Annotated in this window: 13 protein-coding genes; 4 read left to right on the top strand and 9 right to left on the bottom strand. The window is 66.8% G+C overall.

Going from position 1 to position 13,594, the window contains the following annotated elements:
- Nucleotides 1-89 precede the first annotated feature (89 nt).
- From BAY61_RS04210 to BAY61_RS04170, 9 genes are all read right to left on the bottom strand, one after another.
- Nucleotides 90-965 (bottom strand): DMT family transporter, encoded by an 876-nt coding sequence (locus BAY61_RS04210; RefSeq protein ID WP_091810395.1) that lies wholly within the window; start codon nt 963-965, stop codon nt 90-92.
- Nucleotides 962-1,717, bottom strand: a complete 756-nt coding sequence (locus BAY61_RS04205; protein ID WP_245865782.1) for a DUF998 domain-containing protein — start codon at nt 1,715-1,717, stop codon at nt 962-964. Before BAY61_RS04205 ends, BAY61_RS04210 begins: the two co-directional genes overlap by 4 nt.
- A gap of 195 nt (nt 1,718-1,912) precedes the next feature.
- A complete protein-coding gene (locus BAY61_RS04200) occupies nt 1,913-3,091 on the bottom strand; it encodes an ABC transporter ATP-binding protein (RefSeq protein ID WP_091810396.1) in 1,179 nt (392 codons plus the stop codon).
- A gap of 5 nt (nt 3,092-3,096) precedes the next feature.
- A complete protein-coding gene (locus BAY61_RS04195) occupies nt 3,097-3,936 on the bottom strand; it encodes a carbohydrate ABC transporter permease (RefSeq protein WP_091810398.1) in 840 nt (279 codons plus the stop codon).
- On the bottom strand, nt 3,936-4,880 hold the full coding sequence (locus BAY61_RS04190) for a carbohydrate ABC transporter permease (protein WP_091810400.1): 945 nt from the start codon (nt 4,878-4,880) through the stop codon (nt 3,936-3,938). Before BAY61_RS04190 ends, BAY61_RS04195 begins: the two co-directional genes overlap by 1 nt.
- Nucleotides 4,877-6,163 (bottom strand): ABC transporter substrate-binding protein, encoded by a 1,287-nt coding sequence (locus BAY61_RS04185; RefSeq protein WP_091810565.1) that lies wholly within the window; start codon nt 6,161-6,163, stop codon nt 4,877-4,879. Before BAY61_RS04185 ends, BAY61_RS04190 begins: the two co-directional genes overlap by 4 nt.
- A gap of 172 nt (nt 6,164-6,335) precedes the next feature.
- Complete coding sequence (locus BAY61_RS04180; protein WP_091810402.1) at nt 6,336-6,857, bottom strand: YflT domain-containing protein; 522 nt, start codon at nt 6,855-6,857, stop codon at nt 6,336-6,338.
- A gap of 108 nt (nt 6,858-6,965) precedes the next feature.
- The gene (locus BAY61_RS04175) at nt 6,966-8,162 is read right to left on the bottom strand and encodes an acyl-CoA dehydrogenase family protein (protein ID WP_091810403.1); all 1,197 of its coding nucleotides are present in this window, start codon (nt 8,160-8,162) and stop codon (nt 6,966-6,968) included.
- A 51-nt stretch (nt 8,163-8,213) separates the two neighbouring features.
- Nucleotides 8,214-9,122: a slipin family protein gene (locus BAY61_RS04170; protein ID WP_091810405.1), complete on the bottom strand. Its 909-nt coding sequence runs from the start codon at nt 9,120-9,122 to the stop codon at nt 8,214-8,216.
- An 81-nt stretch (nt 9,123-9,203) separates the two neighbouring features.
- On the opposite strand from BAY61_RS04170, the gene BAY61_RS04165 reads away from it, so the two are divergent.
- Genes BAY61_RS04165 through BAY61_RS04150 form a run of 4 tightly spaced genes read left to right on the top strand, consistent with a single transcriptional unit; the run spans nt 9,204 to nt 13,092 of the window.
- Complete coding sequence (locus tag BAY61_RS04165; protein ID WP_091810407.1) at nt 9,204-10,124, top strand: aminoglycoside phosphotransferase family protein; 921 nt, start codon at nt 9,204-9,206, stop codon at nt 10,122-10,124.
- 10 nt (nt 10,125-10,134) lie between these two features.
- Nucleotides 10,135-11,427 (top strand): magnesium transporter MgtE N-terminal domain-containing protein, encoded by a 1,293-nt coding sequence (locus BAY61_RS04160; protein WP_091810409.1) that lies wholly within the window; start codon nt 10,135-10,137, stop codon nt 11,425-11,427.
- The gene (locus BAY61_RS04155) at nt 11,420-11,950 is read left to right on the top strand and encodes a DUF1003 domain-containing protein (RefSeq protein WP_091810411.1); all 531 of its coding nucleotides are present in this window, start codon (nt 11,420-11,422) and stop codon (nt 11,948-11,950) included. Before BAY61_RS04160 ends, BAY61_RS04155 begins: the two co-directional genes overlap by 8 nt.
- Nucleotides 11,947-13,092: an Mrp/NBP35 family ATP-binding protein gene (locus tag BAY61_RS04150; RefSeq protein WP_091810413.1), complete on the top strand. Its 1,146-nt coding sequence runs from the start codon at nt 11,947-11,949 to the stop codon at nt 13,090-13,092. Before BAY61_RS04155 ends, BAY61_RS04150 begins: the two co-directional genes overlap by 4 nt.
- Nucleotides 13,093-13,594: the final 502 nt, after the last annotated feature.

Below are 13,594 nucleotides of genomic sequence, written 5' to 3'. Positions count from 1 at the left end.
GCACTCAAGCGAACTTCAATCAGACCTACGGCGATTCAAGTTTCTGGCCCGAAACTTGAATCCTCTACGTAGTTTCCGACTACCTGGAGTCACGACTGTGGAGCCTCGCGTCGTAGTCTCCTGCGCTCGATGGCATCCGGATGATGCCTGGCCAGCACGATGATCCCGGTGACGGCGACGGCGCCGCACACCACGAGCGTGGTCAGGAAATCAGAGCCCGTGACACCCGACGCCTCGCCGAGCACCGAGAATCCGATCGCGGTCGCCACGGCGGGGTTGACCATGGTCTGCGCGCCGACGACGACGTCGGGCGGGCCGCTCGCGTAGCCGAGCTGGATCAGCCACGACCCCGCGAGGAACGCGAGAACGAGCCCGGCGAGCGACACCACGGGAAGCTGGCTCAGCCCCTCCATCCTCACCGTGTAGGTCACGTCCCTCACCAGCACCGCGACCAGCCCGTACGCCGCGCCCGCCGCCATGGCCAGCGCCACGCAGCGCACGATGCCGTGACCGACGGCGGCGAGCAGGCACAGCAACGCCATGCCGAGCCCGACGTACTGCGCGGCGGCGAGCACCGACCTGGCCGGTATCTCCCTCTCGATGGACTCCCCTGCCGTGCGGGAGACGAACAACGCGATGGCCGCCGTGGTCGCGGCGACGGCGATCCAGCCGGCCACGTCGAGTTCCCGCGCGTTGAGCAACGCGACCATGGGCAGCGCGAGCACCACGATGGGGGCGACCACGGTCACCGGAGCGAAGGTGAGCGCCGCGATCTGGAGTACGGCGCAGGCGAACAGCACGCCGAAACCGCGCAACCACGCGGGATTGCGCACGAGCCTGCCGAGCTTGCGCAAGGTCAGCTTGCTTTCCGCCGTTTCGGCCCTGACTCCCGCGTGCTGCAACTGCGCGCCGATCGCGCTACAGACCGCCCCGAGAACCGCACAGACGATGGCTACGAGAATCACGGCGCGCTCACCTCGGCCTCGCGGCTCTCCTGACTCCTCCCCGCCCGCAGTCGCGCCAGCGAAACCCTGAGCAACCGGATCGCCAGCAGGATCAGCATGGCGAGTTCGAGCGCGAACAGGGCACGCTGGATCAGCCCCGAGATGGCCCGCCAGTCGAGCGGGCCCGGGAACTGCCACCACATCATCAGGTCGGGAAGCCGGGTGACGAGATACCCCAGCGCGAGAACGACGCTGCCGAGCGCGAGCCCGCGCAGGATACGGGCCACGCGGGCCCATTCGGCTTGCCTGGCAAGGCTTCTCGCGAGCGCGAGCCCGGCGAGCGGGAGGGTCGCGAACAGCGAAGCGCCCGCGAACTGGTGGATCCAGCCGCTCGTCGTCTCGACCCGAGGTGAGTTGTCGGTGGGAAACAGCGTGCACAGCACGAGCGCGACGCACCACACCCCGAACAGGACGATGGCCAGCGCGCCGAGCCGGACCTTGAGCTGAGCCATCCCGGCGAGGATCGTGACGGTAGCGACGGCGACCGCGACGAGCGTGGCGTCGAAGGTCTGCGCGGCGTTCTCGACGAAGACGTAGTAGCTGACCGCTCTCGACAGCGGATCGACGTCGCCCGCGAACCGGATGTTGAGATAGGTCATCGCGAACACTGACCTGACGAGGATCAGCAGAGCCAGCAACGCGAGCGCGCAGGCCAGCATCGAGAACGCCCCGACCCATCGGGCGCGCCTCTCGGAAAGGCCCCCTGCGCTCACCTTCGGACCTCCCCTGGCTGTGAGGCTCCCTCAGCTCAACGCTGTGATCGTCTCACCAGTTCCCTGAGAAACCGCTGATGCCGGGGCTGTCCGTGTGACAAACCCCAAGGCCACCTTAGTCACAAACGGTGGCGCGCCGCCGATTCAACTCGAATGGGTGGCACTGACCGGATCGCGGTGGCCTTGGGGTTTCACTCACTCCGCATAGGTGAGGTTCTTGCCGTCGGCCGGATCGAACAGTTGGATCCGGTCGACGTCGAACCACACGTCGAGCTGTGCTCCCTCTCGCGCTTCGGAGTTCGCGGCGAGCCGGGTCACGATGGTCGAGCCGGTTCCGGGTACGTCGGTGGCGCCCGCGTCGGCGGCGAGTTCCTCCAGTTCGGCCGTGCTCGCCTGTTCCTCGACCGAGAAGTACGCGTACTTCTCGGCTCCCATGGATTCCAGCACCTCGACGGGCGCGGTGAAGGTCGCGCCCGCCCGCTTGTGGCTTTCGTCCATCAGCGCGGCGTCCTCGAAGTGCTCGGGCCGGATCCCCGCGATGACCTCGCGCGGCGCGTTCGCCGCCTCGGCGAGCCTGCGGACCCTGTCCGACAGCGTGATGGTGCCGAGCGGACCTTTCAGCACGCCGTCTTCGAGAGTGCCGGGAACGAAGTTCATCGACGGTGAGCCGATGAACCCGGCCACGAACAGGTTGGCGGGGTGGTCGTAGAGGAACTGCGGCGAACCGACCTGCTGCACGATTCCGCCGCGCAGTACGACGACGCGATCGCCGAGGGTCATCGCCTCGGTCTGGTCGTGCGTCACGTACACCGTCGTGGTGCCGAGCTGCTTTTGCAGCTTGGACACCGATGTGCGCATCTGACCACGCAGCTTGGCATCCAGATTGGACAGTGGCTCGTCCATAAGGAACGCCTTGGGGCTGCGCACGATCGCCCTGCCCATCGCGACCCGCTGACGCTGGCCACCGGAAAGGTTCGACGGCCTCCTGTCGAGGTGCTGGGTCAGGTCGAGGATCTCGGCCGCCTCGGTCACCTTCGCGCGCACGGTCGCGTCGTCGACCTTCGCCAGCCGCAGCGGGAACGCCATGTTCTCGCGCACGCTCATGTGCGGGTAAAGGGCGTAGGACTGGAACACCATGGCGATGTCCCTGTCCTTCGGTGCCTTCTCGTTGGCGCGCGAGCCATCGATGCGCAGCTCGCCCGAGCTGATGTCCTCCAGACCGGCGATCATGTTGAGCGCGGTGGACTTCCCACAGCCGGAAGGACCGACCAGGATCACGAACTCGCCGTCCGCGATCGATATGTCCATTTCGGACACCGCGAGTGCTCCGTCCGGGTAACGCTTGGTCACCTTGTCGAGCACGATCTCAGCCATCTTCCTTACCCCTTAACCGCACCGGAAGTCAGCCCCGCGACGATACGGCGCTGGAAGAACAACACGAACAGAATGATCGGGATGGTGATCACCACCGCCGCCGCCGAGATCGTCCCCGTCGGATCCTCGAACTGCGAGGCCCCCGTGAAGAACGACAGTGCTGCCGGAACCGTCCGCGAAGCCTCCGTCGACGTCAGCGAGATCGCGAACAGGAAGTCGTTCCAGCAGAAGATGAACACCAGAATCGCCGTGGTGAAGACACCGGGAGCCGCCAGCGGGGCGATGACCCGCCAGAACGCCTGCCCCGGGGTCGCGCCGTCCATCTTCGCCGCCTTCTCCAGCTCCCACGGGATCTCCCGGAAGAACGCGGACAGGGTGTAGATCGCCAGCGGCAGCGCGAACGTGATGTACGGCAGGATCAGCCCTGGCCACGTGTCGAAGAGACCGAGCTCGCGCTCGATGTTGAACAGCGGCGTCACCAGTGAGATCTGCGGGAACATCGCGATCAGCAACGACACCCCCACCAGGACCTTCTTGCCTGGGAAGTCGAGGCGTGCGATGGCGTAGGCGGCCATCATGCCGAGCACCACCGCGATGAGCGTCGCGATGAGCGAGATGCCGAGCGAGTTGATCAGTGGCCTGATGAACTCGTTGGTGGCGAAGATGTCCTTGTAGTTTTGCAGCGTCCACGACGTCGGGATGAAGTTGCCGTCGGTGAGCGTGTCCTTGGTCTTGAACGACAGCGAAACGATCCAGAGCACGGGGAAGAGCGCCCACACCACGACGACGACGTCGACGAGCGCCCACCTGGTCTTGCGGCCGGTTGTCACCGCGGCCATGGCCATCAGCGCTTGCCTCCTTGATCACTGCCCGGCGCCGCGGTGCCGAACACCTTGATGAAGATGAACGCGATCAGCGCGACGGTGATGAAGATCAGCACCGCCATCGTCGAACCTATCCCCAGGTTCAGACCTTTTATCAGGTTGTTGTAGGTCTGCATGGACACCGACGACGTATCGTTCGCGCCTTTGGTCAGCACGAAAATGTTGTCGAAGACGCGGAACGCGTCGAGCGTCCTGAACAGCAGTGCGACCAGGATCGCCGGTTTCATGACCGGCACCATCACCTTGGTGAACCGCTGCCACGCGTTGGCTCCATCCATGGAAGCCGCCTTGAGCAGATCATCTGGAACGAGCGCCAGGCCGGCCATGAGCAACAACGCCATGAACGGCGTCGTCTTCCACACCTCGGCCAGGATGATGATCCACAACGAGGTCCACTGCTCGGTCAGCGGCGCGCCCCCGCTCGCGAGCGCGTTGGCCAGATACCCGGTTTCCGGTGTCCAGGCGTAGTACCAGGAAAACGCGGCGACGACGGTCACGATGCCATAGGGGATCAGGGTCACCGTGCGCACGAGGCCCCTGCCGACGAGCGTGCGGTGCATGATCAGCGCGAGCGTCATGCCGAGCACGAGCTCGATCGCCACCGACACGATCGTCAGGAACATCGTGGTGCCGAACGCCGTCCACCAGTACGAATTGCTCAGCACGGCGGCGTAGTTGGCGAAGCCGACGAACTCCCGCTCGTCGGGGAACCTCAGGTCATAGCGCTGCAACGAAAGCCAGATCGAGTAGATGATCGGGTACGCGGTGACCGCGATCATCACGATCGCGGCGGGCGCGCACAGCAGCAACCCGAGTCGCCGCTCGGCGCGTTTGCCCTCGCTCAGCGCCGGTTTCGCCTTGGCCTGCTTGGTTTTCGCCCGCACTTCCTTGACTGCGTGGCTCATGGGATCACGCCCTTCGAGTCGAGCGCGTCGGTGAGTTGCTGGCGCAACGTGTCCGCCGTGCCTTGCGGATCAATGGCCGAAGGTGGCGAAAGGATCTTCGACATGACGGTCGACAGGTTCTGGTAGGCCGGGGTCAGCGGGCGCACCGCCGCGGTCTTCAGCTCTTCGAGGATCGTGTCCTTCATGGGGTACTTCGTGGCCATCGTGGGGTTTTCCGCCTCGTCGGCGGGCTTGGCCGGATCGAGCGGAGTCGGGTCGGTGTACACCGACTCGACGGTGGGCGGAACGCCGTCCATGAGTGCGGAGAACTTCTGGTTCTCCGGGCTGCGCAAGCACAACGCCGCCTCGTACGCCTCCGGCTTGTGCTGCGAGTAGGCGCTCACCGCGAGGTCGTAGCCACCGATCGTGGACTTGCCTGAGCCAGGCCCGTTGACCCCTGGATACGGCGCCCACTTGAAGTGCCGCAGTTCGTCCGGCTTCTCCTCGGCGTAGGCGGCGTAGACGAAGGGCCAGTTCAGCTCGAACGCGCCCCTTCCGTCCTGCATCGCCTGGCGCACCTGGTCTTCCTGCTGGTTTGTCAGCGAGGGATCGGTGAGCCCCGACGAGCTGACCTCCTTGAGCAGGTCCAGTGCCCTGATGGCCCCCTGATCCATCACGACCTGCTCGCCGTCCTCGGAGAGGATGCGCCCTCCCGCCGATTCGACGATCGAGTTGTAGACGACGACAAGGCCCTCGTACTGGGCGCCGGTGAACAGGATCTGGTACGGCTTGCCCTGGTCCTTGAGCTGCCGTGACATCTGGATCATCTGATCCCAGGTCTCCGGTGGCTCGGGCGTGATGCGCTCGTCGTACCAGAGCAACTGCACGTTGGTGTTCTTGGGCGCCGCGTACAGCTTGCCCTTCCACTGCGCGGTTTCCAGCGGTCCCGGCAGCACGTCGGCCATGGCCTGCGCCTTGTGCTCGCCTTCCCACTCGTCGACCCAGCCCGCCTCGGCGAACTCGGGAACCCAGGTGACGTCCAGCCCCAGTACGTCGAGCGATTCGTCCCCCGCCGCCAGCCTGCGCACCATCTGCTCGCGCTGACCGTCGGCGTCGCGGGGAAGCTTGTTGTAGACGATCTCGTACCGGCCGTTGGCCTGCGTGTTGCAGTTGTCGACGACCGTCTGGAAATTGTCCTCAGGCGCGTAATAGACGTTGATCTTCATGCCGCCCTCGGTTCCGCACGCCGTGAGCGTCGTCGCGCCCACGATCGTCGCGCCGAGTACAGCGGCGACCTTCCGCATCAGGTCTCCCTCCACCAACGCACGCCGCAGCGCGGGTCCGGGAAGGACCACCCGCACCCCGTCGTGCACGAAAACAAAAGCAAACGATCTGGCCCGTGCTCGTGACCGGTGGAGAGAACCTATTCCCGCCGGTCACCTTCCGCAAGCACCGACAGTAACGATTCAGTGGCTGTCAGCCAGAGGTGCCCATGTTGAGCTTGGCGAGCAGGTCGCGGCCCTTCTCGGCGGAGCGGGGCTGGCAGAGCACGTCGTAGCGGCCCGCGACCATCTGGCTCGCCGACGAGAAGTCACGCCTGCCGCGCGTGGAGGCATAGCTCATCGCGGCGAAGACGACACCGAACAGCACACCCGCAGCGAGGCCGACCAGGATCGGGGCGTAGGACATGCCCTGTGAGCTGCTGAAAAGTCCGAGCAGCAGTCCGACGAACAACCCGAACCAGGCACCCGAAAGCGCGCCGGTACCGAGCACCCTGCCCCAGGAAAGCCGTCCGATGACCCGCTCGACGAGCATCAGGTCGACGCCGACGATGGTCACGTCCTGCACCGTGAAGTCCTTGTCGGCCAGAAAATCGACGGCACGCTGGGCTTCCTCGTAGGTGCCGTAGGAGCCGATCGGCCACCCGGTCGGCGGCGTCGGCAAGCGCGGCAGCCCCGGCGTCTGCCGACCCGACGAGAATGGTGCGCTCACGATCATCACCTGTGCCTTGCGCTCTTGCGCTGCCTATCCAGCGCGGCTACCCATCATCCCATCCTGCCAAGACGGATGTAACCACGCGAACACGGCGGGCACCCGCCGGGTCACTCAGCCGCGCGACTTGTACTCGCGAAGCAGGCCACGGGAAATGATGGTCTTCTGGATCTCGCTGGTTCCCTCACCGATGAGCAGAAACGGCGCCTCCCTCATCAAGCGTTCGATCTCGTACTCCTTGGAGTAGCCGTAGCCACCGTGGATGCGGAACGCCTCCTGGGTGACCTCGGCGCAGTACTCGCTGGCGATGAGCTTCGCCATGCCCGCCTCGACGTCGTTGCGAGCGCCGGAATCCTTCAGCCTGGCCGCGTTCACCATCATCAGGTGCGCCGCCTCCACCTTGGTTGCCATCTCGGCGAGCTTGAACGCGATCGCCTGGTGCTGGGCGATCGGCTTGCCGAACGTCGTGCGCTGCTGCGCGTAGTCGACGGCGAGTTCGAACGCCCTGATCGCGATGCCGCAGGCCCGCGCGGCCACGTTGACCCTGCCGACCTCGATGCCGTCCATCATGTGCGAGAAACCCTTGCCGGGCTGCCCGCCGAGCACCATGCCCGCACCGACCCGGTAGCCGTCGAACACCGCTTCCGTGGTGTCGACGCCCTTGTAACCCATCTTGTCGATCTTGCCGGGGATGGTGAGTCCCTTGGCGACCTCTCCGTAGCCCTCTGGCTTCTCGACAAGGAACGTCGTCAGGTTCTGGTGCGGTTTCTCGGCGCCCTCGTCGGTGCGCACGAGCAGCGCGATGAGGTTCGACGTCGCGCCGTTGGTCAGCCACATCTTGGAGCCGTCGATCACGTAGTCGTCGCCAGCGCGCGTCGCCTTCGTCTTGATGGCCGCGACGTCGGACCCGAGATCGGGCTCCGACATGGAAAAAGCACCCCGGACGCTGCCGTCGGCCATCCTCGGGAGGAAGTGCCGCTTCTGCTCATCGGTACCGTGCCGGGAGATCATGTGCGCCACGATGAAATGCGTGTTGATCACCCCGGAAACGCTCATCCAGCCGCGGGCGATCTCCTCCACCACCAGCGCGTACGTCAGCAGCGACTCGCCGAGCCCCCCGTACTCCTCTGGCACGGTGAGCCCGAACAGCCCCATCTCCCTCATCCCGTCGACGATGTCGGCCGGGTACTCGTCGGCGTGTTCGAGCGCCTGCGCGTGCGGGATGACCTCCTTGTCCACGAAGGCGCGCACGGTGGACAGGATCTCGGACTGCACGTCGGTGAGACCGGCGGTCTGGGCGAGGCGAGCCATGCATCTTCCCTTCGTGGTTCGACGCCGGCCACGCGAGACACCCGGCGCTGGTCACGGCAGAGTATGACCCTTCGAAGGCTCTTCCACCGGCTCCGGGTGTGCAGCGCCACGCCCGGATTCGGACGGCTCGCTGCCGTTGTGCCCCGGCGGTGCCACCTCCTTGGCGGCATCACCGACGGCCTTCACCACCTGGGCAGCGGTCGCGTCGTTGACGGTCGCCTTGTCGAGGAACCGCAGCAACTCGACGGGGAACGGCAGCACCAGCGTCGAGTTCTTCTCGGCCGCGACCTCCACGACGGTCTCCAGCAGCCGCAACTGCAACGCCGCAGGGGTGTGCGCCATGCGTTGCGCGGCCATCGCGAGCTTCTCCGAAGCCTGCAACTCGCCGTCGGCCGCGATCACCCTTCCCCGCCGTTCGCGCTCGGCCTCGGCCTGCCGCGACATGGCGCGCTTCATCGTCTCCGGAAGGGCGACGTCCTTGATCTCGACCCTGTCAATGTGGATTCCCCAGCCGAGCGCCGGGTTGTCGATCATCACCTCAAGGCCCTCGTTGAGCCGTTCCCTGTTGGAAAGCAGGTCGTCGAGATCGCTCTTGCCGATGATCGAGCGCAGCGACGTCTGCGCCACCTGCAACATCGCGAAGCGGTAGTTCTCGACGCCGACAATGGCCTGCACGGGATCGATGACCTTGAAGTACACCACCGCGTCGACCCGCACCGTGACGTTGTCGCGGGTGATGCCGTCCTGCGCGGGAACGGGCAAGGTCACGATCTGCATGTTGACCTTGATCATCCGATCGACCGCGGGCACGATCAGCGCGATCCCAGGTTCTCTCGGCGTCCGGTGCACCCTGCCGAAGCGGAGTACGAGACCGCGTTCGAACTGCTTGACGATGCGCACACTGGCCGCCATGCCGACAGCGCCGACGGCAAGCACCGCACTCAGGATTTCCACCACCATGGCAGCTCCCTGATAGGAATGCCTGATCAATCGATGTTACTCCCGGGAAAAGCGGTTGTACCCCGCTGAAATGCTGTTGTTGTGAGCGAACTCGACGTCCCGCCCGCCTTCGCCCGGCTGATCATCGGGCGAGAAGGCGCCGAAGGGGCGACGTGGATCGCCGCGCTGCCCGAACTGGTTCGCGCGTATTGCCTTCGCTGGGGGCTGACCGTCGACGGCAGGCCGCTGCACGGTCAGGCGGGTCTCGTCATTCCCGTGTGCTCGGAATCCGGTCCCGCGATGCTCAAACTGAGCAGGCTGGACACCGAGAGCAGGGACGAACCGGTCGCGCTCGCGGCGTGGGCCGGAGCGGGAGCCGTCCTGCTGAGGGAAAGCGAGCCGGAGCACGGCGTGATGCTGCTGGAACGCCTCGACGAGAACCGGATGCTCAGCGCGGAGCCGATCGGCACGGCCGTCGCCGTCGCGGCCGGTCTGCTGCGCTCGCTCACCATTCCCGCGCCACCGCTGACCAGGGACCTGCGCGCCGAGGCACGGCGCTGGGCCGCCGAACTGCCCCGCGAATCGGAACGCCTCGGAAGGCCACTGCCCGGCGCGCTGCTGACCGAAGCCGTCGACATCTGCGAACGGAGAGGCCCGCACGCCGCCCGCCTGCTCGTCAACGAGGACCTGCACTACGAAAACGTGCTCGCCGGAGCCCGCGAACCGTGGCTCGTCATCGACCCGAAACCCCTGACGGGCGACCCCGAATTCGCGGTGATCCCGCTGCTGTGGAACAGAATCGGCGAATCGAACGTGGGCGAGCGCTTCGCCGCCGTCGTCGCCGGTGCGGGACTCGACGCCGCTCTCGCCCGCGAATGGACCCTCGTGCGCGCCGTCCTCAACTGGCTGTGGGCCGTCGAAGAAGAAGCAAAGCGGCAAGGCGGTTCGGACTGGCTCGGCGACGCCGTCCGCGAGATCGCGCTGTGGGCCCACCGCGCGGCGGAAGGGCCACAGGTTACCTAGGCTTGCCCCCATGGCCGCAGCCGTGAAAAGGGTTTTCGCAGCTCAGCTCGCGCGGTTGCCGGTGTTCGGACCGGACGGCGAGTCGATCGGCAAGGTCCGCGACCTCGTCGCTGGACTGCGGCTCGACCAGAACCCGCCGCAGGTACTCGGGCTCGTCGTCGAACTGAACACCCGGCACCGCGTCTTCGTCCCCATGCTGCGGGTCACCGCCATCGAACCCAACGCCGTCACGCTCGCCACCGGCTCCGTCAACATGCGCCGGTTCCACCAGCGGCCCAACGAAGTGCTCGTACTCGGCCAGCTCTTCGATGCCCGCGCCTCCTCCGGCGGCGCCAGGATCACCGTCATCGACGCGGCCATGGAACCCAGCCGCACCCGCGACTGGCTGCTCACCAAGCTGGCCATCAGGGAACGCACCGGACTCGGCATCGGGCGAAGGCGAGCCGGTCTTCGCGTCGTGCCGTGGAGCGAGGTGTCCGGGCTCAACCTCGCCGAGCTGACCGGGCAGCCGCAGGGAGCGGGACAGCTGCTCGTGCAGTTCGACACCATGCGGGCCGTCGACATCGCGGCCACCATGCGCGACCTGCCACTGAAACGGCGGCACGAGGTCGCCGACGCCATGGACGACGAGCGGCTCGCCGACGTACTCGAAGAACTGCCGGAGGACGACCAGAAGGAACTCGTCGCCTACCTCGCCGAGGAACGAGCGGCCGACATCCTTGAGGCGATGAACCCCGACGACGCGGCCGACCTGCTCGCCGAAATGCCGTCGGCCGACAAGAACCGCCTGCTCGAACTCATGCATCCCGACGAATCGGAGCCGGTCAGACGGCTGCTCGCCTACTCGGCCGACACGGCGGGAGGGCTGATGACCCCCGAGCCGGTCGTGCTCACCCCCGACGCGACAGTCGCCGAGGCGCTGGCCCACATCCGCAACGCCGACCTCACCCCGGCGCTGGCGAGCATGGTTTTCGTGTGCAGGCCGCCGAGCGCCACGCCAACCGGGCGGTATCTCGGCTGCGCGCACTTCCAGCAACTGCTGCGCGAGCCACCGGCCGACCTCGTCGCCGCGATCACCGACACCGGGCTTCCCGTGCTCAGACCTTCGGACTCGCTCGCCGAGGTCACCCGCTACTTCGCCGCCTACAACCTGACCTGCGCGCCCGTCGTCGACAGCAGCGACCACCTGCTCGGGGCCGTCACCGTCGACGACGTACTCGACCATCTGCTTCCCGAAGGCTGGCGGGAAACCGGCCTTCGCGACGGTGCCGACCCCGTTGGCGAGGAGACCGAACATGCCTGAGCTGCTGCCCCGGCGCCGGCTCGACCAGCCGAGACAACCGAGACGCCTCACGCTTCCCTTCGACCCCGAGGCGTTCGGGAGGGTGTCGGAACGGCTGGCGCGTTTCCTCGGTACCGGCAAGTACCTGTTCTGGCAGACGCTCATCGTGGTCGTCTGGATCGCGCTCAACCTGACCGCGGTATCGCTGCGCTGGGACCCCTACCCGTTCATCCTGCTCAACCTCGCGTTCTCGACGCAGGCCGCCTACGCGGCCCCGCTGATCCTGCTCGCCCAGAACCGCCAGGACGACAGGGACAGGGTGTCGCTGGAGGAGGACCGGCTGCGGGCCACTCAGACCAAGGCCGACACCGAGTACCTGGCGAGGGAACTCGCGGCGTTGCGGCTGGCGATCGGCGAGGTCGCCACCCGCGACTATCTGCGCGGCGAGCTGGACAAGTTACGCGAAGACCTCGAAGTGGGGGCACGTAGCATGAGGGGAGCAACCGCAACCGCCAGCGACAGAAGGTCGGTGCCCGAGCAGTGACCACCACGCAAGAGACCCCCAGTGTCGAGGACGTGCGTACCGCACTGAACGACGTGCACGACCCGGAGATCAAGAAACCGATCACCGAGCTCGGCATGGTCAAGGACATCACGGTCGGCGAGAACGGCGACGTGACCGTCGCCGTGTACCTCACCATCGCCGGTTGCCCGCTCAAAGAGACCATCACCCGCGAGACCACGGCCGCCGTCAGCAAGCTGGCCGGTGTTCGCGAGGTGCACGTCGAACTGGACGTGATGAGCGACGAGCAGCGCACCGAGCTGCGCAAAAGCTTGCGCGGCGACGCCGAGGAACCGGTGATCCCGTTCGCCCAGCCCGGCTCGATGACGCGGGTCTACTGCGTGGCCTCCGGCAAGGGCGGGGTCGGCAAGTCGAGCGTGACGGTGAACCTCGCCGCCGCGATGGCCAAGCGCGGGCTCTCCGTCGGCGTCGTCGACGCCGACATCTACGGGCATTCCGTGCCACGCATGCTCGGTGCGGGCGAGAAGCCCACCAAGGTCGAGAAGATGATCATGCCGCCGCAAGCACACGGCGTGAAGGTGATCTCCATCGGCATGTTCACGCCGGGCAACACGCCGGTCGTGTGGCGGGGCCCGATGCTGCACCGCGCGTTGCAGCAGTTCCTCGCCGACGTGTTCTGGGGTGATCTCGACATCCTGCTGCTCGACCTGCCGCCGGGAACGGGTGACATCGCGATCTCGGTGGCGCAGCTCATTCCCAACGCGGAGATCTTGGTGGTGACCACGCCGCAGCAGGCCGCCGCCGAGGTGGCCGAGCGCGCGGGAGCCATCGCGTTGCAGACGCGGCAGCGCGTCGCGGGGGTCATCGAGAACATGTCGTGGTTCGAGGCGCCCGACGGCACGAGGATGGAGATCTTCGGCGCGGGCGGCGGCAAGCAGGTGGCCGAATCGCTTTCGACGTCCGTCGGTGCCGAAGTTCCGCTGCTCGGTCAGGTTCCGCTCGACCCGAAGCTGCGCGAACAGGGTGACGAGGGGACACCGCTGGTGCTGGCCGCGCCCGACGCGACAGCGGCGAAGGTCCTCACCGACGCCGCCGAGAAGCTGTCCGTCAGGGCGCGCGGGCTGGCGGGCATGATGCTGAACGTGAGCCCAGCTGGCCGCTGAACCGCGCGCGTCCGCGTGTGGGGCCACGTAGGCGCGGCCCCGCGTGAGGCGCGCCCCGTGGGGGACCGCGGCTCCGTGGGGGCGGCGGCCCCGTGGGGGACCGCGGCTCCGCATGGCTGTGCGTCATGGCGCCCGTGCGCGCGAGTCCCCGGCGGGCGCGCGAGATCCGCACTCACGTTGTCGAGTTCCGCGCTCAGGCTGTCGAGTTCCGCGCTCAGACCTGCGAGGTCCGCACTCAGGAAGGCGAGATCCGCATTGAACGCGGACTTGGCGCCGATTCGCCAGGTCCATACCGATGACGACCGGACGCGCCGCCCGACTCCCGCGGCGCGCACGACGGCAACGCTCACCAGCCCAAACGCGGCAGGCGCCGTGCCAGACACGTGAATGCGGAACTCGCCGACCCGAATGCGGAACTCGCGGACCTGAACGCGACACTCGCCGACGCCACTGCGGAACTCGCGCGCCTGAACGCGGATCTCGCCAGCGCCATCGCGGAACT

The organism is Prauserella marina, from assembly GCF_002240355.1.
Lineage (GTDB): Bacteria > Actinomycetota > Actinomycetes > Mycobacteriales > Pseudonocardiaceae > Prauserella_A > Prauserella_A marina.
This window is presented reverse-complemented; position numbering and strand designations above follow the sequence as displayed.